The 20,660-nt window shown below is 71.9% G+C and carries 20 protein-coding genes; 10 read left to right on the top strand and 10 right to left on the bottom strand.

Annotated elements, in window-relative coordinates:
• Positions 1-21: 21 nt before the first annotated feature.
• From ACX6XY_RS01200 to ACX6XY_RS01190, 3 genes are all read right to left on the bottom strand, one after another.
• Entirely contained in the window at positions 22-687 is a 666-nt protein-coding gene (locus ACX6XY_RS01200) for a response regulator (protein WP_460325279.1), read from the bottom strand.
• Positions 684-1,901, bottom strand: coding sequence for a sensor histidine kinase (locus tag ACX6XY_RS01195; protein ID WP_460325277.1), 1,218 nt, complete (start codon positions 1,899-1,901; stop codon positions 684-686). Before ACX6XY_RS01195 ends, ACX6XY_RS01200 begins: the two co-directional genes overlap by 4 nt.
• 77 nt (positions 1,902-1,978) lie before the next feature.
• Complete coding sequence (locus tag ACX6XY_RS01190) at positions 1,979-2,596, bottom strand: dihydrofolate reductase family protein (protein WP_460325275.1); 618 nt, start codon at positions 2,594-2,596, stop codon at positions 1,979-1,981.
• Between the two features lie 228 nt (positions 2,597-2,824).
• Between ACX6XY_RS01190 and recA the strand changes: the two genes are divergently transcribed.
• Both recA and recX read left to right on the top strand, forming a co-directional pair.
• Positions 2,825-3,967: a recombinase RecA gene (gene recA, locus ACX6XY_RS01185; RefSeq protein ID WP_460325273.1), complete on the top strand. Its 1,143-nt coding sequence runs from the start codon at positions 2,825-2,827 to the stop codon at positions 3,965-3,967.
• Between the two features lie 3 nt (positions 3,968-3,970).
• The gene (gene recX / locus ACX6XY_RS01180; RefSeq protein ID WP_460325271.1) at positions 3,971-4,675 is read left to right on the top strand and encodes a recombination regulator RecX; all 705 of its coding nucleotides are present in this window, start codon (positions 3,971-3,973) and stop codon (positions 4,673-4,675) included.
• Between the two features lie 79 nt (positions 4,676-4,754).
• Here recX and ACX6XY_RS01175 read toward each other — a convergent pair whose 3' ends face one another.
• The 5 genes from ACX6XY_RS01175 to ACX6XY_RS01155 form a co-directional block, all read right to left on the bottom strand.
• Positions 4,755-6,605, bottom strand: coding sequence for an FAD-dependent monooxygenase (locus ACX6XY_RS01175; RefSeq protein WP_460325269.1), 1,851 nt, complete (start codon positions 6,603-6,605; stop codon positions 4,755-4,757).
• Positions 6,606-6,789: 184 nt separating this feature from the next.
• Positions 6,790-7,734: an amino acid ABC transporter permease gene (locus tag ACX6XY_RS01170; protein WP_460325267.1), complete on the bottom strand. Its 945-nt coding sequence runs from the start codon at positions 7,732-7,734 to the stop codon at positions 6,790-6,792.
• Positions 7,731-8,399 carry an amino acid ABC transporter permease gene (locus tag ACX6XY_RS01165; protein ID WP_460325265.1) on the bottom strand — a complete coding sequence of 223 codons (669 nt, stop codon included), beginning with the start codon at positions 8,397-8,399 and terminating at the stop codon, positions 7,731-7,733. The genes ACX6XY_RS01170 and ACX6XY_RS01165 overlap by 4 nt, the downstream gene beginning before the upstream one ends.
• Before the next feature lie 86 nt (positions 8,400-8,485).
• A complete protein-coding gene (locus ACX6XY_RS01160; protein WP_460325263.1) occupies positions 8,486-9,319 on the bottom strand; it encodes a glutamate ABC transporter substrate-binding protein in 834 nt (277 codons plus the stop codon).
• A gap of 41 nt (positions 9,320-9,360) precedes the next feature.
• Entirely contained in the window at positions 9,361-10,137 is a 777-nt protein-coding gene (locus tag ACX6XY_RS01155; RefSeq protein WP_460325261.1) for an amino acid ABC transporter ATP-binding protein, read from the bottom strand.
• 310 nt (positions 10,138-10,447) lie between these two features.
• On the opposite strand from ACX6XY_RS01155, the gene ACX6XY_RS01150 reads away from it, so the two are divergent.
• Positions 10,448-11,170 carry a response regulator transcription factor gene (locus ACX6XY_RS01150; protein WP_460325259.1) on the top strand — a complete coding sequence of 241 codons (723 nt, stop codon included), beginning with the start codon at positions 10,448-10,450 and terminating at the stop codon, positions 11,168-11,170.
• A 10-nt stretch (positions 11,171-11,180) separates the two neighbouring features.
• Positions 11,181-12,644 (top strand): sensor histidine kinase, encoded by a 1,464-nt coding sequence (locus ACX6XY_RS01145; protein ID WP_460325257.1) that lies wholly within the window; start codon positions 11,181-11,183, stop codon positions 12,642-12,644.
• Here ACX6XY_RS01145 and ACX6XY_RS01140 read toward each other — a convergent pair.
• A complete protein-coding gene (locus tag ACX6XY_RS01140) occupies positions 12,634-13,629 on the bottom strand; it encodes a TAXI family TRAP transporter solute-binding subunit (protein ID WP_460325255.1) in 996 nt (331 codons plus the stop codon). The two genes, ACX6XY_RS01145 and ACX6XY_RS01140, sit on opposite strands and share 11 nt — an antisense overlap.
• Positions 13,630-13,808: 179 nt before the next feature.
• On the opposite strand from ACX6XY_RS01140, the gene miaB reads away from it, so the two are divergent.
• The 3 genes from miaB to ACX6XY_RS01125 all read left to right on the top strand — a co-directional run bounded on the left by miaB (position 13,809) and on the right by ACX6XY_RS01125 (position 16,756).
• Positions 13,809-15,362: a tRNA (N6-isopentenyl adenosine(37)-C2)-methylthiotransferase MiaB gene (gene miaB, locus ACX6XY_RS01135; protein ID WP_460325253.1), complete on the top strand. Its 1,554-nt coding sequence runs from the start codon at positions 13,809-13,811 to the stop codon at positions 15,360-15,362.
• Between the two features lie 95 nt (positions 15,363-15,457).
• Positions 15,458-15,862, top strand: a complete 405-nt coding sequence (locus ACX6XY_RS01130; RefSeq protein WP_460325251.1) for a hypothetical protein — start codon at positions 15,458-15,460, stop codon at positions 15,860-15,862.
• Between the two features lie 153 nt (positions 15,863-16,015).
• On the top strand, positions 16,016-16,756 hold the full coding sequence (locus ACX6XY_RS01125; protein ID WP_460325249.1) for a class III extradiol dioxygenase subunit B-like domain-containing protein: 741 nt from the start codon (positions 16,016-16,018) through the stop codon (positions 16,754-16,756).
• A gap of 669 nt (positions 16,757-17,425) precedes the next feature.
• Here ACX6XY_RS01125 and ACX6XY_RS01120 read toward each other — a convergent pair.
• Positions 17,426-17,842: a hypothetical protein gene (locus ACX6XY_RS01120; RefSeq protein ID WP_460325247.1), complete on the bottom strand. Its 417-nt coding sequence runs from the start codon at positions 17,840-17,842 to the stop codon at positions 17,426-17,428.
• A gap of 182 nt (positions 17,843-18,024) precedes the next feature.
• On the opposite strand from ACX6XY_RS01120, the gene miaA reads away from it, so the two are divergent.
• From miaA to dapF, 3 genes are all read left to right on the top strand, one after another.
• On the top strand, positions 18,025-18,963 hold the full coding sequence (gene miaA / locus ACX6XY_RS01115) for a tRNA (adenosine(37)-N6)-dimethylallyltransferase MiaA (RefSeq protein ID WP_460325245.1): 939 nt from the start codon (positions 18,025-18,027) through the stop codon (positions 18,961-18,963).
• A 108-nt stretch (positions 18,964-19,071) separates the two neighbouring features.
• Complete coding sequence (locus ACX6XY_RS01110; RefSeq protein WP_460325243.1) at positions 19,072-19,587, top strand: hypothetical protein; 516 nt, start codon at positions 19,072-19,074, stop codon at positions 19,585-19,587.
• Between the two features lie 43 nt (positions 19,588-19,630).
• A complete protein-coding gene (dapF, locus tag ACX6XY_RS01105; RefSeq protein ID WP_460325241.1) occupies positions 19,631-20,521 on the top strand; it encodes a diaminopimelate epimerase in 891 nt (296 codons plus the stop codon).
• Positions 20,522-20,660: the final 139 nt, after the last annotated feature.

Below are 20,660 nucleotides of genomic sequence, written 5' to 3'. Positions count from 1 at the left end.
TCAGCCGAACACGGACGTCAGTCAGTTCAGCCAGCCCGGAGTGATCATCCCGGACTCGTACGCGAGGATCACCAGCTGGGCCCGGTCCCGTACATCCAGCTTCGTCATGATCCGGCTCACATGCGTCTTCGCGGTGGCCGGCGACAACACCAGGCGGCGCGCGATCTCGTCGTTGGAGAGCCCCGCGCCGACCAGGCCCATCACCTCACGCTCCCGCTCGGTCAGGGCGTTCAGCCGGGGGCTGGGGTCGGGCTGCCTGCTGCGCCCCGCGAACTCGGCGATCAGCCGACGCGTGACGGCGGGCGCGATCAGCGCGTCCCCGCGCGCCACCACCCGTACGCCGTGCAACAGCTCCATCGGCTCGGTGTCCTTGACCAGGAAGCCGGAGGCGCCGGCGCGCAGCGCGCCGTACACGTAGTCGTCGACGTCGAAGGTCGTGAGAATGACGACCCGCACGCCTTCCAGGCCGGAGTCCGACGTGATCCGGCGGGTGGCCTCCAAGCCGTCGAGCCCCGGCATCCGGATGTCCATCAACACGACGTCCGGACGCAGTTCGCGGGCCAGCGCGAGCGCCTGCTCGCCGTCCGCGGCCTCGCCCACCACCTCGATGTCGTCCTCGTCGTCGAGCATGGACCGGAACCCGGCCCGTACGAGTGTCTGGTCGTCGGCCAGCACGACGCGAATCATTCGGTGCCCTTCCCGTGTCCTTCCAGCGGGAGCCGGGCGCTGACCCGGAAGCCCCCAGCGGTGTTCGCCGCGGTCAGTTCGCCGCCGAAGGCCCTCGCGCGCTCGGACATGCCGCGGATGCCGCTGCCCTGCGCCTGCGGGTCGGGGGTGCCCTGCCCGTCGTCGTCGATCTGCACCCGTACGGCGTCGTCGGCGTAGGCGATGGTGACCAGAGCTCCGCCCGCGCGCGCGTGCCGGGTCACATTGGTGAGCGACTCCTGGACGATGCGGTACGCCGCCAGGTCGACCGGCGGCGGCAGCGCGCGTACGGCCCCCTCGGTGCGGGTACGGACGTCCAGGCCCGCGCTCCGGGCCCGTTCGACCAGCTCGGGGAGCCGGTCGAGCCCGGAGGTGGGCGAGGTCGGCGCCGTCTCCTCCGCCTGGCGCAGCATGCCGAGGGTGGAGCGCAGCTCGCGCAGGGCGTCCTTGCTGGTGCCCTTGACCGCCTCCAGGGCCTCCTCGGCCGAGGCGAGCGCGGCGGGGGCGGCGTCGGCGGCCCGCTTCTTGCTCAGCCGGTGCAGCGCGGCACTGGACTGCACATTGATCAGCGAGATGCTGTGGCCGAGTACGTCGTGCAGCTCACGCGCGATCCGCAGCCGCTCCTCGGTGGCGCTCTGCTCGGCCCGTGCCTCCTGTTCCCGCTCGGCGGCCAGCGCCCGCTGCCGAACCTCCTCGTGGTAGGCGGCACGGGTGCGCTGGGAGCGGGCCAGCACCAGCAGGCTGAGCAGCCAGCCGGCCAGCATGATGATCGACATGTCGTCGACCCGGCGCTGGCCGGACGGTTGGAGGACCTCGGCGTAGACGATCACCAGCATGGCGACGACGCCCAGCGACACGGCGGCGGCGAACCGGCTGGAGAGCGCCGCCGTGTAGAGCGCGACGACGAAGGTGATCATCAGCGGGCCGTCGTTGTCGCTGATCGGGTAGTACGCGCCGCAGACGGCCAGCGTCAGGGCGGCGACCCCGACCGGCCACCGGCGCCGGTAGTAGATCGCGGCACAGGCCACGGCGATCAGCGACCAGCTCGCGAGGGACTGCCACCAGGTCTCGGACGCCCGGAGCATCCCGATGAGGGAGCCGCCCGCGACGACGACCGCGACCGTGAGGGTGACCGCGACGTCCTTGCCGTGCTCGGACAGCTGGCGTGCGCGGTGCGGGGTCGGGGCAAAGGCCATGCCCGAAGGATAGGGCGGGCGGTGGTCCGGGCGGGCGGCCAGGGTGCGGACGGAGGCGGGGCCCTACCGCCGCGGCCTCACCGGAGGACGTCGTAGGCCAGATGTGTCGCGGTCGATGTGGGAGTCACGCTCCGCCGCGCCAGCGTGCGTGCCGCCCCGCCGGTGAACAGCGGCGTCCCGGACCCCAGCAGGACGGGGGCCAGGTGCAGCGACAGCGTGTCGACCAGCCCGGACCCCAGCGCCGAGCTGATCGTGGCGCCGCCGCCCATGAGCACGACGTCGAGGTCCTGGCCGCCGCCCGACGCGGCCGCTTCGGCACGTTCACGCGCGGCGCTGACGGCATCGGGCAGGCCAGTGGTGATGAACGTCCAGTCGAGGTGGGTGAGCCGCACCGACTCCGGTGGCGAACTCGTCACGACGACGAACGCGGGCTCGCCGGCCTCGCCCGCGCCGTAGCCGGTCGTGTCGCCCCAGCCGTTCGGCCCGTCGACCAGGTCGAAGAGGCGGCGGCCGAGCACGACGGCGCCCGAGCGGGCGGTCGCCTCGCGCAGGATCCGGCGGTCGTCGGGATCGTCGGAGAACGCCCAGGTGTGCAGGGCCTCGCCGCCGATGCCCAGACCGCGGTCCGGGCCTGGGTCGGGTCCGGTGACGAAGCCGTCGAGAGAGACCGAGATGTCAGCGATGACGCGCGTCATGCGAGCTCACTTCCCCCGCGTGGTGCGCTTGACACACAAATCGAACATCCATTCTGATGGAGTCTCCGGCCTCGTTCCGGCCCTGCTCCGGTCCAGCTCCAGCCCGGTCTTCCGGGCGTCTCCAGGGAGTTATCCACAGGCCGGGGCCGACGTCAGGGCGCATTGTCAGTGGCAGGCGTTAGCGTCATGGACGTGAAGCGATCGACTCAAGCAAACCGGGTGGAGCCCATGGCAGGTACTGACCGCGAGAAGGCGCTCGACGCCGCGCTCGCACAGATTGAACGGCAATTCGGCAAGGGCGCCGTGATGCGCATGGGCGAGCGGCCGAACGAGCCCATCGAGGTCATCCCCACCGGATCGACCGCACTCGACATCGCCCTCGGGGTCGGCGGCATCCCGCGCGGCCGCGTGGTGGAGGTATACGGCCCGGAGTCCTCCGGTAAGACGACGCTGACGCTGCACGCCGTGGCCAACGCCCAGAAGGCGGGCGGCCAGGTCGCCTTCGTGGACGCCGAGCACGCACTCGACCCGGAGTACGCGCGCAAGCTCGGCGTCGACATCGACAACCTCATCCTGTCCCAGCCGGACAACGGCGAGCAGGCGCTCGAGATCACCGACATGCTGGTCCGCTCCGGCGCACTCGACCTGATCGTCGTCGACTCCGTCGCCGCCCTGGTCCCGCGGGCGGAGATCGAGGGCGAGATGGGCGACTCGCACGTGGGCCTGCAGGCCCGCCTGATGAGCCAGGCCCTCCGGAAGATCACCAGCGCGCTGAACCAGTCCAAGACCACCGCGATCTTCATCAACCAGCTCCGCGAGAAGATCGGTGTGATGTTCGGCTCCCCGGAGACCACCACCGGTGGCCGGGCGCTGAAGTTCTACGCCTCGGTGCGGCTCGACATCCGCCGGATCGAGACCCTCAAGGACGGCACCGACGCGGTCGGTAACCGCACTCGCGTCAAGGTCGTCAAGAACAAGGTCGCGCCGCCCTTCAAGCAGGCCGAGTTCGACATCCTGTACGGCCAGGGCATCAGCCGCGAGGGCGGCCTGATCGACATGGGCGTGGAGCACGGCTTCGTGCGCAAGGCCGGCGCCTGGTACACGTACGAGGGCGACCAGCTGGGGCAGGGCAAGGAGAACGCCCGCAACTTCCTGAAGGACAACCCCGACCTGGCCGACGAGATCGAGAAGAAGATCAAGGAGAAGCTGGGCGTCGGTGTGAAGCCGGGGAGCACGGAGGGCGAGTCGGGCGTGGCCGCGGTCGACGGCGCGGCCAAGGACACGAAGGACCCGAAGGACACGGTGAGCAAGTCGGTGCCCGCACCCGCCACGAAGGCCAAGGCGACCAAGGCCGCGGCGGCCAAGAGCTAGCCCGTGGTACGGCGAACGGACTGGCCGCAGGAGGCCGGGTCGCCCAGGGGCCTCGACCCGGTGGACGCCTCACCGCCGCCCGCTGGCGAACCGTGTGACGGCGGTTCACGGCGTGGCCGTCGGCGGGCCTTCGGCACGCAGGACAGCGGCTCCCCTGACCCGTCGAGGGCAGGGGACGGGGAGTCGCGCGGGCCGGACGAACGGGCGGCGGACCCGGCCGAGCGGGCGCGGGCGATCTGCCTGCGCCTGCTCACCGGCACCCCGCGCACCCGCAGACAGCTCGCGGACGCGCTGCGGAAGCGGGAGATCCCCGACGAGGTCGCCCAGGAGGTGCTCGCCCGCTTCGAGGACGTCGGCCTGATCGATGACGCGGCCTTCGCGAGCGCGTGGGTGGAGTCCCGCCACCACGGCCGGGGCCTGGCCCGGCGCGCGCTCGCACGGGAACTGCGCACCAAGGGCGTCGATTCCGCGACGATCGACGAAGCGGTCGGGCAGCTCGACTCCGAGCAGGAAGAGGAGACCGCCCGCGAACTGGTCGCCCGCAAACTGCGGTCGACCCGTGGCCTGGACCGCGACCGGCGGATACGTCGCCTCGCGGGCATGCTGGCCCGCAAGGGCTACCCGGAGGGCCTGGCGCTTCGGGTGGTGCGGCAGGCGCTGGAGGAAGAGGGCGAGGACACGGAGGACTTGGAGTACGGGGGTCTCTAGGTCCGCCGCGTCGCGGCTCTGCTCCGCCGCGCCGCCCCTCACCTGACGGGCGGGTGCCCGCCGCCCTTCGGCCCTGGCGTCACCCGGCGCCTGCCGCTGGGGCCGCACCCGCACCCCGCGGCTCCGGCTCGGCGGCGGCAGGCTCCTCGCGGTCGTCGCGAGCCTCGGGGTTCTCGCGGTCCTCACCGGGCCTGTGATCCTCACCGCGCTCGCGGTCCTCGCGGCCTTCGTGTTGCTCCGGGTCCGTGTCCTTGGGCTGCCGGACCACCGGCTCCCCGCCTCTCGCCGCGTCGGCGGCGGCGTACAGCTCCGCGGGGCGCACCCCGGCGAGCGCGGTCACCAGGTGGCCGTCGGGGCGTACCAGCAGCACGGTGTGCGCGGCGGCCCCTGGGTAGCTCTCCGCGACCAGCAGTTCGGCGTGTACCGGCAGGGCCGACACCGCCCCCGCGAGCCGGGGCATCACTCCAGCGGTCAGCCAGTGCCGCCGCTCCCAGACACCCGTACCGGGAGCGACCAGGACCACCAGCAGACGATCGAGCCCCAGCCGGTCCCGCAGCCGCACAAACGAGCCGTCCGGCGCGGTCACCCGCACATCCGCGACCGGTGCCCCCCTGCTGGTTCCCACCGTGACCTCCGCCGCCGTGACCGCCGACGAACTCTTCGGCGACAGCGGCGAGTCGTCGTACGAGGGCGGCGCTCCGAGCGCCCCGCGCCCCAGGTGGCCGTCGGTCAGCAGCACGTCGTGCCCGCGTGCCGCACCCGGCAGATACGCGCGCAGCCCACCGCCGCCACGCAGTATCGGCAGCGCCTGGTCGCAGGCGCGCAGCCGGGCGGCGACCGCGGTCCGCCGCTCCGCCTGATAGCTGCCGAGCAGTACCTTGGACGGCCCGTCATGCCAGCACCGCCCCAGCTTCCAGGCGAGGTTGTCGACGTCCCGCAGCCCCTCGTCGACCCCCTGGGTGCCCAGCACGCCCAGCAGATGCGCGGCGTCCCCCGCCACGAAGCAGCGGCCTACCCGCCAGCGCCGGGCCAGCCGGTGGTGCACGGTGTGCACCCCCGTGTCGAGGAGCTCGTAGGGGGGCGTGCCGCCCGCGCACCACCCGGCCAGGGTGTCCCTGATCCGTGCCACCAGGGCGTCCGGCGTGACCAGTTCGCTGCGCGAGGGCAGCAGCCAGTCCAGGCGCCAGACGCCGTCGGTGAGCGGCCGCGCGGTGACCTCGGGCGACGGTTCGCGCCATGGCGGCATCCGGTGCAGCACGGCCTCGCCCGGCCAGGGCAGTTCGGTGCGCAGCGCGGCGACCGCGTACCGCTCGACCGCCGTACGTCCGGGGAAGCGGATGTCGAGGAGCTTGCGCACCGTGGAGCGCGGTCCGTCGCACCCGACCAGGTAACTGCCACGCCACCAGGCGCCCTTGGGCCCCCTGATATGGGCGGTGACGCCGCCCGCGTCCTGCTCCAGGGAGTCGAGCCGGCTCTCGGTCGCGACCTTGATCAGCCGTTCCCGCGCCACCGCGTCCCGCAGCGCGCCGGTGAGCACATGCTGGGCCACGTGCACGGGTGAGGGTCCGCCGTCCAGCACGTCCACGGCGTCGCTCGGCGCGGCTGCGCCCGTCGTCATGCCCGCGTCCGCGTCCGCTTTCGCCTCCACGCCCGCGTCAAGATCCTCGACGTAGTCGAAGGCGAGCCGCCGCATCTCCTGCCGACGGCGCATCGACCGCCACCCGGCCCACCGGCAGTCACCGAAGGTGACTCCGGTCAGCCGTTCGACGAGGTCCACGATGTCCGGACGCAGCACGGCCGTACGCGCGGGCCGCTGCTCGTCCTTGCCGGGCCCCTCGTCCAGCACGACGGAGGGAACGCCCTGGCGGGCCAGGGCGAGGGAGAGCGCGAGCCCGACGGGCCCCGCCCCCACCACGATCACCGGATCCACGACACGGACCTTCCCGCGCTGGTGAAGGCCGCACGAGGTGCATGGGAGATACAGCTACCGGCAAGGGGAGCAAGGCGCACGATCACAGAACGTATGCAACCTACTGCGGGTGCTTGCGTCAAGTGACGGAGGCAGCGGCGTGACCGCCGCTGCCTCCTGTCTCGCTCTTGTCCCGCACACAGCGTCAGATTGTTTTGTCCGGTGGCCTGTTGTCCGGTGGTCTGCTGTCCGGCGCGGGGAAGTCCGGGTGCTCCTGAGCGCCCGGCGTCGCGAGCTCCGCGGCCGCGTCCACGCCGACCACCGTGCCGGTGCTCTTCTTGCCCTGGCGCAGCCTGCGCTCCAGCCAGGAGGCGAGACTGGTCAGGATGAAGTTCAGCACGATGAAGACCACCGCGACGACGACGAAGCTGGGGATGACGCTCGCGTAGAACGCCGCCGCCGTCTTCCGGGAGTCGAGCAGCTCGGCGAAGCCGAGCATCGCGCCGCCGAGCGCGGTGTCCTTGACGATGACGACCAGCTGGCTGACGATCGCGGGCAGCATCGCGGTCACGGCCTGCGGCAGCAGGATGGACCGCATCGTCTGGCCCTTGCGCAGCCCGATCGCCTTGGCGGCCTCCGTCTGCCCCTTGGGCAGTGACAGGATTCCGGCGCGCACCACCTCGGCGAGCACCGAGGCGTTGTACAGCACCAGGCCGGTGACGACCGCGTACAGGGGGCGGATGTCCGAGCTGATGTCGGTGGACGTGGCGTAGAGCGTGTTGGCGAACAGCATCAGCAGGAGTACCGGGATGGCCCGGAAGAACTCCACGACCGCACCGGCCGGGACGCTGATCCACAGATGGTCGGAGAGCCGCGCGATGCCGAAGAGCGCGCCCAGCGGGAGCGCGATGACCATGGCCAGGGCGGCGGCCTTCAGGGTGTTGGCGAGACCGGGCAGCAGATATGTCGTCCATGCCTCGGTGTCGGCGAGGAAGGGGCGCCACCTGTCCCACTCCAGCTGGCCGTTGTCGTCCATGGTGCGCCAGACCCACCACAGCCCCAGCGCCAGGAGGACGAAGAAGACGATCGACCAGATCAGGTTGCGCCGTTTGGCGGCGGGTCCGGGGTTGTCGTACAGAACGGAGCTCATCGCTTCACCGCCAGTCGCTTGCTGAGCCACCCGAGTGCGAGGCCGGTGGGCAGGGTGAGCACCACGAATCCCAGTGCGAAGATCACGGAGATGAGGAGCAGTTGCGCCTCGTTCTCGATCATCTCCTTCATGAGCAGCGCGGCCTCTGTCACGCCGATGGCTGATGCGACCGTGGTGTTCTTGGTCAACGCGATCAGTACGTTGGCGAGGGGGCCGATGACCGAGCGGAACGCCTGGGGCAGCACGACGCTGGTCAGCACCTGGGTGAAGCTGAGCCCGAGGGCGCGGGCGGCCTCGGCCTGGCCGACCGGGACCGTGTTGATGCCAGAACGTACCGCCTCGCAGACGAACGCGGCCGTGTAGGCGGCCAACCCGAGTACGGCGAGCCGGAAACCCCTGGCCTTGAAGTCATCGGCCGCGCCGAGCGTGACGCCGAGGATGTCGGCGAGACCCAGCGAGGTGAAGACGATGATGACGGTCAGCGGAATATTCCGGACGATATTCACATAAGCGGCACCGAAGCCGCGCATCAGAGGAACCGGGCTGACACGCATAGCGGCCAGCAGGGTGCCCCAGACCAGGGCGCCGATTCCGGAAAGGACGGTGAGTTTCACCGTCACCCAGAACGCCCCGAGCAGGTCGTAGCCTTCAAGAAAGTCGAACACGATCTCCCGCGCTCTCGGGTGTGTTGATGACGCGGTGCGCCGCCGGACTCCGGCGGCGCACCGGTGATGAGGTCAGGCGGGCCGGGTTACTTGACGATGTCGCCGATCTTCGGCGCGGGCTCGTTCTTGTAGTTGGCCGGGCCGAAGTTGTCCGCGACCGCCTTGTCCCAGGCCTTCTCCTCGACCATCTTCTCGAGCGCCTTGTTGACCTTGTCCAGCATCTCGGTGTCGCCCTTCTTGACCCCGATGCCGTAGTTCTCGTTGCTCAGGCTGAGCCCGGCCAGCTTGAACTTGCCCTTGTACGCGTCCTGCGCCGCGTAGCCCGCGAGGATCGCGTCATCCGTGGTCAGCGCGTCGAACGTGCCGTTCGCGACGGCGTCCAGGCACTCCGAGTAGGTACCGCGCTCGTCCAGCTGGGCTTCCGGCGCGATCTTCTTCTTGACGTTCTGCGCGGAGGTGGACCCGGCGACCGAGCAGAGCTTCTTGCCGTTGATGTCCGCGCCCTTGGCGATGTTGTCGTCGGCGCGGATCAGCAGGTCCTGGTGGGCGAGCAGGTAGGGACCGGCGAAGTCGACCTTCTCCTTGCGCTCGTCCGTGATCGAGTAGGTGGCCGCGATGATGTCCACGTCACCACGCTTGAGGGCCTCCTCGCGGTCGGCGCTCGGGGTCTCCTTCCACGTGATGTCGTCGGCGTCGTAACCGAGCTCCTTGGCGACGTACGTCGCGACGTCGACGTCGAAGCCCGTGTAGCCGTCGGGCGTCTTCAGGCCGAGACCCGGCTGGTCGAACTTGATGCCGATGGTGATCTTCTTGCCGCCGTCACCCGAGTCCGAGCTGTCGTCGTCGGAGCCGCAGGCGGTGGCGGTCAGGGACAGAGCGAGAACGGTAGCGGCGGCAGCGCTGGCCTTACGGAGATTCATCGTGAACATCCTCTTGTCTTAATTCTCGGAGTGCGGGGAGCTCAGTGGTGCAGGATCTTCGACAGGAAGTCCTTGGCCCGGTCACTGCGGGGGTTGGTGAAGAACTGGTCCGGCGTCGTCTCCTCGACGATCTGGCCGTCGGCCATGAACACGACCCGGTTGGCGGCGGAGCGCGCGAACCCCATCTCGTGGGTCACGACCACCATGGTCATACCGTCGCGGGCCAGTTGCTGCATGACCTCGAGGACTTCGTTGATCATCTCCGGGTCAAGGGCCGAGGTCGGCTCGTCGAAGAGCATCACCTTCGGCTCCATCGCCAGGGCTCGGGCGATCGCCACGCGCTGCTGCTGGCCGCCGGAGAGCTGGGCCGGGTACTTGTCCGCCTGGTTGGCGACGCCCACCCGGTCGAGCAGTGCGCGGGCGGACTCCTCGGCGGCGGCCTTGCCCTTCTTGCGTACCTTGACCTGCCCCAGCGTGACGTTCTCCAGGACCGTCTTGTGCGCGAAGAGGTTGAAGGACTGGAACACCATGCCGACGTCGGCGCGCAGCCTGGCCAGCGCGCGGCCTTCGGCGGGCAGCGGCCTTCCGTCGAGCGAGATGCTGCCGGAGTCGATCGTCTCCAGGCGGTTGATGGCGCGGCACAGCGTGGACTTCCCCGAACCGGACGGTCCGATGACGACCACGACCTCGCCACGGGCGATGGTCAGGTCGATGTCCTGGAGCACATGCAGCGCGCCGAAGTGCTTGTTGACGTTCTTCAGCACGACCAGGTCGTCGGTCGCCTCCGCGGCGTCCTTGGTCGCCGAAACTTCGGTCATCGGCTTGTTGCTCCGTCCTCCTCGGTTGCAGAGGACAGTAGTAACCCGGCGCGACCAGCGTCATTACATCTGAGCGGAAATTGAGCATAACGATCCGGCCGCAACCGGACACACCGCGTGAAGGGGACGCCGCACTCCGTACCGGCTGCATAACGGAACAACCCCGTGACCGGAACGCACTTGACGGGATCCCCGAGTATCGGCGTGGATGCCATGGTGCGTGCCCGCGCACGCCGTGACCGCGCGCCCCCGCTCCGGGCGGGCGCCGGGGCAGGGCTGACCGAACGAGTGACGACCGGGGGAGGCCGGAATGAGACTGCTGCTCGTCGAGGACGACGACCACGTGGCCGCCGCGCTCTCCGCCGTCCTCGCCCGGCACGGCTTCGACGTCGTCCACGCCCGCAGCGGCGAGGAGGCGCTTCAGGCCCTGCTGCCGAGCGACCCGTACGCCGCCGGGCAGGGCGACAAGCCCCCGTTCGGGGTCGTCCTGCTCGATCTGGGCCTGCCCGACCAGGACGGCTACGAGGTCTGCGGCAAGATCCGCAAGCGCAGCGGCATCCCCGTGATCATGGTGACCGCCCGGTCCGACGTACGCAGCCGGATACACGGCCTCAATCTCGGCGCCGACGACTATGTGGTCAAGCCGTACGACACCGGCGAACTGCTGGCCCGTATCCACGCGGTCAGCAGGCGCAACGCCGCCGACGACGCCGCGCCCGGCGACGACGGCCGCCCCCTGGAACTCGGCCCGGTGGCGATCGAGCTCCCCACCCGGCGGGTCACCGTCGAGGGCGAGGCCGTCCAGCTGACCCGCAAGGAGTTCGACCTGCTGGCGCTGCTCGCGCAGCGGCCCGGCGTGGTCTTCCGGCGCGAGCAGATCATCAGCGAGGTGTGGCGCACCAGCTGGGAGGGGACCGGGCGCACCCTGGAGGTGCACGTCGCGTCGCTGCGCTCCAAGCTGCGGATGCCCGCCCTGATCGAGACGGTGCGCGGCGTCGGGTACCGGCTGGTCGACCCGCCGGACCGGACCTAGGGCCCGCCTGGTGCGTACGCGCCTGCTCCCGCTGCTCATCGTCCTGATGGCGGGCGTACTGCTCGCGCTCGGTTTCCCGCTCGCGGTGAGCCTGGCCGCGGCCCAGCAGCAGCGGGTCGTGGTGGACCGGATCGACGACTCCGCGCGCTTCGCCGGACACGCCCAGTTCGTCACGGAGCGCCCGACCGGCACGCGCCCGGCGGGGGCAGGAGCGGGGGCGGAGGCGGGGAAGGACGAGCGGCTGGGGCGGCTGGAACGCGAACTCGAGCGCTACCACGAGGTGTACGGCATCAGGTCTGCGGTGGTCTACCGCGACGGCGAGTCCATGGCCGCCGCGCCCGCCGCACACCGGCCCGACGCGCACATACTCCGCGACGAGCGGGCCCGGCAGGCCTTCGACCAGGCCCTCTACGGCAACAGCAGGCAGGCGCCAAAGCAGGTCTGGCCCTGGCAGCGGCAGCGCCTGTACATCGCGTCGCCGGTGATCCGCGAGGGCGATGTGGTCGCGGTCGTCGTCACCGACTCGCCCACCGGCAAGATGCGTTCACGGATCCTGCGCGGCTGGCTGGTCATCGGCGCCGGAGAGGCCGCCGCGATGCTGCTCGCCATCGGCGCCGCGCTACGGCTCACCGGCTGGGTGCTGCGGCCCGTACGCACCCTGGACGCGACCACACACGACATCGCCACCGGACGGCTCGCCTCCCGTGTGCCGGCCGCTGGCGGACCGCCGGAACTCCGCAGCCTGGTCCGCTCGTTCAACGAGATGGCCGACAACGTCGAGGACGTGCTCGAGCAGCAGCGCGCCTTCGTCGCCGACGCCTCACACCAGTTGCGCAACCCGCTGGCCGCCCTGCTGCTCCGGATCGAACTGCTCGCCCTCGAACTGCCCGAGGGCAACGAGGAGGTCGCCTCGGTCCGCACCGAGGGCAAGCGCCTCGCGCGGGTGCTCGACGACCTGCTCGACCTGGCCCTGGCCGAGCACGCCGCACCGGACCTCCAGCTCACCGACATCGGCGAGCTGGCCACCGAGCGGGCCGCCGCCTGGCGTCCGCTCGCCGACACCAAGGGGGTGCGTCTGACCTGCGACGGTCTGGCGGCGACCACCGCGTGGGCGGACCCGGTCGCCCTGTCCAGCGCGCTGGACGCGGTGCTCGACAACGCCCTGAAGTTCACCCCCGACGGCGAGACCGTCACGGTCACCGTCGGCTCCAACGGCGACACCTCCACGATCACCGTCGCCGACGGCGGCCCCGGCCTCACCGAGGACGAACTCGCCCGGATCGGGGACCGCTTCTGGCGCAGCAACCGCCACCAGAACGTCACCGGCTCCGGCCTCGGCCTGTCCATCACGCGCGCGTTGCTCGCGGCGGGCGGCGGGTCGATCCGCTACGCCCAGAACACCCCGCGAGGCCTGCGCGTGACGGTGACCGTACCGCGCGGTGCACCGTCCCCCGAGACGCCCCTCAGGGCTTGACCGACCGGTAGTAGCGGCGGGCCCCGTCGTGCAGCGCGAGCGGGTCCGTGTAGATCGCGGTGCGCAGATCCACCAGCTGGGCCGCGTGCACCTGGGAGCCGATGTGGTCCCGGCTGTCGATGACCGTACGGGTCAGCCCCTCGATCAGCGCCCGGTCCACCCGGTCCGTGGTGACCAGCAGGTTCGCCACCGCGAGCGTCGGTACGGCGGTGCCGTCCTGCGCGGCCGGATAGGCGTCGGCGGGCATCGTGGCGGCCCGGTAGTTCCGGGACACGCCGCCCTGGCCGTGCAGCTCGTCCACCAGGTCGCCCAGCGGTACGAGGCGGATGTCGACCCGCTGCGACATCTCGCGGATGATCGTCGTCGGCAGTCCGCCAGACCAGAAGAACGCGTCGATGTCCCCCCGCTCCAGCTGCTCGGTCGCGTCGCCGATCCCGCTGGACACCGGCTCGATGTCCGTGCGCGGATCGAGCCCGGCCGCCGTCAGCACGCGCTCCGCTATCAGCCGTACCCCCGATGCGGGCTGCCCGACGGCCACCCGGCGCCCCCGCAGATCCGCGGCCTCGCGTACGGCCGAGCCCTTGAGCACGACCAGCTGTACGTAGTCGTCGTACAGGCGGACGCACCCGCGCAGCCGCTCGGCGCCCGCCAGACCGTCCCGCTGGTACTTCTCCACCGCGTCGGCGGCGGCGATGGTGAAGTCCGCCCGCCCGGTCGCCACCCGCGCCACGTTCTGCTGGGACCCCTCGCTGCCCAGCAGCTCGATCTCGAGATCGGGCAGATCGCGGGCGGCCGCCTGCCGCAGCAGCTGCCCGTAGCGCTGGTACACGCCGCGCTCCACGCCCGTACTGAAGACCACCTCACCGCTCGGCGACGCGGCGCCCAGCGGCAGCAGCCACCACACCAGCAGCCCGAACACGGCCAGGGCCACGGCGGCGCCCTGGAGGGCACGGCCTCGGCCGAGACGGGGGAGCGCCGGGAACATGCCCGCGATCCTGTCAGCTCGGGCCGCCCGCGGACAGACCCTATGCCCGAGGTCACAGCGCCCCGCACGCCCGAGGGCACAGCACTCCGCACGCCCGAGGGCACAGCACTCCGCACGTGTGAGATCGCGGCTCCCGGCTCTCGGACAAGCGACGCCGGGGACACCCTTACCCTTGTTCCATGAGCAGCGCGGGCCGGAGTGAAGCAGTGGCAGTGGACGACATCGACGACATCGCGGCGGGCGACGCCGCGGAGCGTACGTACGAGGTACGCACCTACGGGTGCCAGATGAACGTCCACGACTCCGAGCGGCTGTCGGGCCTTCTGGAAGGCGCCGGATACGTCCGCGCCCCCGAGGACGCCGACGGCGACGCCGACGTCGTCGTCTTCAACACCTGCGCGGTCCGCGAGAACGCCGACAACCGGCTCTACGGCAACCTCGGGCGGCTCGCCCCGATGAAGACCAGGCGTCCGGGGATGCAGATCGCCGTCGGCGGCTGCCTCGCGCAGAAGGACCGCGACACCATCGTGGAGCGCGCCCCCTGGGTCGACGTGGTCTTCGGCACGCACAACATCGGCAAGCTGCCGGTGCTCCTGGAGCGCGCCCGCGTACAGGAAGAGGCGCAGGTCGAGATCGCGGAGTCGCTGGAGGCGTTCCCGTCCACGCTGCCGACCCGCCGCGAGAGCGCGTACGCCGCCTGGGTCTCCGTCTCCGTCGGCTGCAACAACACCTGCACCTTCTGTATCGTCCCGGCGCTGCGCGGCAAGGAGAAGGACCGCCGCCCCGGCGACATCCTCGCCGAGGTCGAGGCGCTGGTCGCCGAGGGCGTCAGCGAGATCACCCTGCTCGGGCAGAACGTCAACGCGTACGGCAGCGACATCGGCGACCGCGAGGCATTCAGCAAGCTGCTGCGCGCCTGTGGCCGGATCGAGGGCCTGGAGCGGGTCCGCTTCACCTCGCCGCACCCGCGTGACTTCACGGACGACGTGATCGCCGCGATGGCCGAGACGCCGAACGTGATGCCGCAGCTGCACATGCCGCTGCAGTCCGGATCGGACACCGTGCTCAAGGCGATGCGCCGCTCGTACCGGCAGGAGCGTTTCCTCGGGATCATCGAGAAGGTGCGTGCGGCGATCCCGCACGCCGCCATCTCCACCGACATCATCGTGGGCTTCCCCGGCGAGACCGAGGAGGACTTCGAGCAGACCATGCACGTGGTGCGTGAGGCGCGCTTCGCGAACGCCTTCACCTTCCAGTACTCCAAGCGTCCCGGAACGCCCGCCGCCGAGATGGACGGGCAGATCCCCAAGGAGATCGTCCAAGAGCGCTATATGCGGCTGGTCGAGCTCCAGGAGGAGATCTCCTGGGAGGAGAACAAGAAGCAGGTCGGGCGCACCCTCGACCTGATGGTCGCCGAGGGCGAGGGCCGCAAGGACGGCAGCACGCACCGCCTCTCCGGGCGGGCGCCCGACAACCGCCTGGTGCACTTCACCAAGCCGGAGCAGGAGGTGCGCCCCGGCGACGTGGTCACCGTCGAGATCACCTACGCGGCCCCGCACCACCTGCTCGCCGAGGGCGAGGCGCTGGCGGTGCGCCGCACTCGCGCGGGCGACGCCTGGGAGAAGCGGAACTCCGCTCCTACTGAGAAGCCCGCCGGTGTGCTGCTCGGGCTGCCGAAGGTCGGCGTCCCGGAGCCGCTGCCCGCGGCGACCGGCGGCTGCGGCATCGACTGAGCGGCCGCACGCGGGGCGGGCGGGGCGGGCGGGGCGGGCCACACGGCGTACGGAGCGCGGGAGCGTAAGAGCACAGGTCACAGGGGGCGGAGAGCATGACGGCGCGGTGGGGCCTCATCGTCGAGGAGAACGACGGGATGGGGGACCGCAAGACCTGGGCCACCCAGGTCCTGGGACGGGTCGAGGGCACCCGCGAGGATGCACTCGCCCAGCTGGAGAAGCTGGCGCGCAACTACAGCGCGCAGCACCCGATGACCCCCACGAGCGTCCAGCTGTACCGGACCGCCGAGGGCTTCCTGCTGCTCAGCGAGGGGTCCATGCGGACCTACCACTGCCGTTTCTCGGTCGCCGAGCTGCTGTACGACAGCGTGGAGGCCCAGCGGGCGGCCGCCGAGGCACGCGCCGCCGAGCGGGCGGCGTGGGAGGCGCACAGGGCCGCGGAGAAGGCGGCCCGGCGCGCCGAGCGCGGGCCGCTGTTCGGCAGACGCCGCGGCCGGTGACGGCGCGGGACGCGGCGGATACAGCGGGACGCGGCGGGATGCAACGGACGCGAGGACGCGACGGAATCGCGCCGCCCGCCGGTCGTGCGACGGCGCACCGTACGCGCACGGGGGATTCGGAGTGCCGGGCCCGGCACGCTTAAGCTCCCGATCATGCTTGTCGCCGCAGCTGTCTGCCCCTGTCCGCCCCTGCTGGTTCCCGAGGTCGCCGCAGGCGCGGCGTCGGAGCTCGACGCCGCGCGGGCGGCCTGCAGCGATGCCGTGGGGGTGCTGGCGGCGGCCAGACCGGACCGGCTGGTCGTCGTCGGGCCCGCGGAGCGGGACGGGCGGGGGGCGCATCCGGAGGGCTCCCGAGGGTCGTTCCGCGGTTTCGGGGTGCCGTTCGACGTCCGGCTCGGGCGGTCGGCGCCGGACGCGGGAGCGGCCGACCAGCCCGGCGACCGCCCGGAGCGTGAGCTTCCGCCCTCGCTCGCGGTGGGCGCGTGGCTGCTCGACCGTACGTCCTGGTCGGCGTCGCCGGTGCAGGGGCTCGGGGTGGGGGAACCCCTCGCGGCCGAACGGTGTGCCCAGGCCGGACGGGAGATCGCGGCGTGGTCCGAGCGGGTGGCCCTGCTGGTGATGGGAGACGCGAGCGCCTGCCGCACGCTCAAGGCGCCGGGGTATCTGGACGAGCGAGCGGCCGGTTTCGACGCGGCGGCGGCCAGAGCGCTCGCCGCCGCCGACACGGCGGCGCTCATGGCGCTGGACCCGCACCTGGCGGCCGAACTCCAGGCGGCCGGTCGCGCCCCGTGGCAGGTACTCGCGGGCGCGGCCGAAGGCACCGCGCTGCGTGGCGCGTTGCTCTACGACGACGCTCCGTACGGCGTGGGGTATCTGGTCGCGGCCTGGTCCTAGGCCCTGTCTTCACGCTCCCGTCGTCGCCCGGAGGGCGGCCTCGCGCCCGCTGCGAAGCAGCTCATGTCACCGAGGTGCGTGATCCTCGGCGTGCCGGGTGCGGGCGCTTGTCGCGGCGTCCGGTGTGGCGTACCGGCGTGCGGCCGGATCGCCCTCGTACGGGACGGAGTGCTCGGGCGCTGCGGCTGTACGGCGAAGGGGGCCGCTGCTTGAGCGGAGCCGAGAGCTTGGGGCGCAGGCCGGGCGTCGCGCCCCCGCGAAGACCGGGCACACGCCCTAGGGGCGCCTGGGCCGCACGGCCGTAGGCGCTCCCGGCGTGGCTGGGGTGACGACGCTGGCGCGGGTCCGTCCTGCGGGGCCCAGCCCGGCCCCGCGGCGGCGATCGGGCGTACCGTCGCGGCGGAGGCGTCGCGGCGGAGGCGTCGCGGCGGAGGCGTCGCGAGGACGTTCGGCGGGCCGTGACCGCTGAGGTCTCCCCTGCTGGCGGAGCGCGAGCGGGGAAGCCGAGAGCGGAGAGGAGCCGAGAGCGGGGGCGTGCGTGCCAGGCCGCCGCGCCCCTGGCGTGATCCGCCGGGCAGGCGCTCCGGCGGCACGCGCCTCCCCGGTGGCCGTGGGGCCAGGCCCCACGGCCGTCCCTGGGGGCGTCCGGCGGTGGCCGACCGCCTCGTGCTACTTACGGGCGGCTTCGCCCGCCGTGCTGTCCGCCGCCGCGTCCGCCGACTGCTGCTTGGGGATCTCCACCGCCTCGGCTGCTGACGCCTCCTCGGCCGGGGCTGCCTCATCGGCTGGGGAAGCGCCCGAGCCCGAGTCCGAGTCCGGGCCGGAGGCCGAGCCCGCGTCCGGACCCGGACCAGGGGCAGAGTCCGCGTTCACGCGCGCGTTCGCGTCCGCGTCGGCGTTCACGCGTGCGTCCGTGTCCGTGCTGGCTTCGGCGGAGGCCTCCGCAGGGGCCTTTGCGGCGGAATCGGTCGCCTCATCCGCGGCCTGTGCCGGGGGCTCGGCCGTGAGAGTGGCCGTCTGCGGCTCGGCTGTTGACGTCTCCTCCGTGTCCTTGGCCTTGCGGCGAAACCGTGCAAATACGCCCATGTCTACTCCATATGCTGTTCGTGTGGGCGAAATCCCGGACCGCCCGGAGCGTTTCCTCGCATCGCCCAGGGGCTCCGGTCCTCACAACCGGCGGCCAGAACCTCGCAACAGGCAACGACCCCGGATGCGTGACGTCACGTCGCTCGTTCGGGTTGAGGCGCGTGATTTGCGAGACTGGGGAGGTGAGTACCGCAGCCTCCCCTCCTCGGGTCATCGCCGTCGTCGGCCCCACCGCGGCCGGAAAGTCGGATCTCGGCGTCTTCCTCGCCCAGCGACTCGGCGGCGAGGTCGTCAACGCCGACTCCATGCAGCTCTACCGAGGGATGGACATCGGCACGGCGAAGCTGACACCCGAGGAACGCGACGGCGTCCCGCACCACCTCCTGGACATCTGGGACGTGACCGAGGCGGCGAGCGTCGCCGAATACCAGAAGCTCGCCAGGGCCGAGATCGACCGGCTGCTCGCCGACGGCCGCTGGCCGATCCTGGTCGGCGGCTCCGGGCTCTACGTCCGCGGGGCCGTCGACAACCTCGAGTTCCCCGGCACCGACCCCGTGGTCCGCGCCCGCCTGGAGGAGGAGCTGACCCTGCGCGGTCCGGGCCCGCTGCACGCCCGCCTCGCCGCCGCCGACCCCGACGCGGCCAAGGCGATCCTGCCCAGCAACGGCCGCCGCATCGTCCGCGCCCTGGAAGTGATCGAGATCACTGGGCAGCCGTTCACGGCCAACCTCCCCGGCCATGAATCGGTCTACGACACCATCCAGATCGGCGTCGACGTCGCCCGCCCCGAGCTCGACGAGCGCATCGCGACGCGCGTCGACCGCATGTGGGAGGCGGGCCTCGTCGACGAGGTGCGCGTGCTCGAGCGCCAGGGGCTGCGCGAGGGGCGTACGGCGTCCCGCGCGCTTGGCTACCAGCAGGTACTCGCGGCACTCGCGGGCGAGTGCGGCGAACAGGACGCGCGCGCCGAGACCGTACGTGCCACCAAGCGCTTCGCGCGCCGTCAGGACACCTGGTTCCGCCGTGACGCGCGCGTGAACTGGCTCAGCGGAGCGGCCGCGGACCGACGGGAACTCCCGGCGCGGGCGCTGACGTTGGTCGAACGAGCGGTTACAGCCTGATCACGTGATGGCATCGGGACGCTCCGGCGGTCATCCGGGCCGTTGGGAGCGTGCCATCATCAAGCTTCGATCGAGCCAGTGGAGTCCGAGTTGGGAGGGCGTGTGGCGATGGAGGCCAGCCCTCGCGACACCGCACATGAGGACCGGGGACAGCAGAGCCCCGACGGTCCTGAGGGAGCCCGTGCCCCCGACACTTCACACGGCGGCGCCTCGCGCAGCGCCACCTCGCCCGGCGTAGTGGACGACGGCCCCGACGAGACCGAAGCCGCCGACGAGGCGGCCGCCGACGAGGTCGAGGTCGAGCTGCGCCCACAGCGCCGGATGCGGATCTGGCAGACCGCGCCCATCGTGGTGCTCGCGACCGTCGGCTCCCTGATGTTCGCCTTCCCGCTGGCCTTCGACTTCGGCGACGGCGGCGCCGTCGTGGCGATGCTGGGCCTGCTGCTCAGCTGCTGCGCCGCGGGCTGGGCCGTGATGGCCGCCCGCCGCGTCGGCCTCACCTGGCCGGGACTGCCGGGCCGCGGTTCGGGGCGCCGCCCGGACTGGCGAGTGATCGCCGCGTACACCCTGGTCGTCGGGGCCGTCGCCGTGCTGGCCGTATGGCGCGTGGCCCGGCTGCGCTGACCGCGCGGCGGGCGTTGTCGTACCCACCCCGTACGATCGAGGAATGAGCACCCGGACCGCCTTCCTCAAGGGGCACGGCACGGAGAACGACTTCGTGATCATCCCCGACCCGGACAACACCGTCGAGCTGCCCCCGGCCGCGGTAGCCGCGCTCTGCGACCGCCGGGCGGGCATCGGCGGCGACGGCCTGCTGCACGTGGTGCGCTCCGCCGCGCACCCCGAGGCCGAGGCCATGGCGGGCGAGGCCGAGTGGTTCATGGACTACCGCAACGCCGACGGCTCAGTCGCCGAGATGTGCGGCAACGGCGTACGCGTCTTCGCCCGCTATCTCCAGCGCGCCGGACACGTATCCGCGGGCGACCTGGCCGTCGCGACCCGCGGCGGTGTGAAGCGGGCGCACATCGCCAAGGACGCCGACGGCCGCGCCGCGGACGGCGACATCACGGTCTCCATGGGGCGCGCGCTGCTCCCCGACGAGCAGGCCACCGCCTCCGTCGGCGACCACGCCTGGCCCACGCGGAACGTGAACATGGGCAACCCGCACGCGGTGGCCTTCGTCGACGACCTGGACCACGCGGGCGACCTGTTCACCGCGCCGACCGTCAGCCCGGCCACCGTCTACCCGGACGGGGTGAACGTCGAGTTCGTCGCCGACCGCGGCGAGCGCCATGTCGCGATGCGGGTGCACGAGCGCGGCTCGGGCGAGACCCGCTCCTGCGGCACCGGCGCGTGCGCCGTGGCCGTCGCCACGGCCCGCAGGGACGGCGTGGACCCCGCCGTGACGGGCGTGCCGGTGACGTACACCGTGGACCTGCCGGGCGGCCGACTGCTGATCACCGAGCGGCCCGACGGCACCGTGGAGATGACAGGACCCGCCGTGATCGTCGCGGAGGGCGAGATCACGGAGGAGTGGTTTTCAACCGTAAACCCCTGAACCTTCGCTCGAATGGGTGATCCGTTTCATGCTGGGCGAGAGCCGGTGAGCAGCGCGTGATGGGCTCGGTAGCATCAAGCACCGGCCCGGTCGGGGGATGCCGCCGCCCGCCCCGCCGCCGGTCGAGCTGCGGGAGGTG

The sequence above is a fragment of the Streptomyces sp. O3 genome (assembly GCF_054788135.1).
The sequence above is the reverse complement of the archived record's forward strand: the minus strand, read 5'-3'. Positions and strand labels throughout refer to the sequence as shown.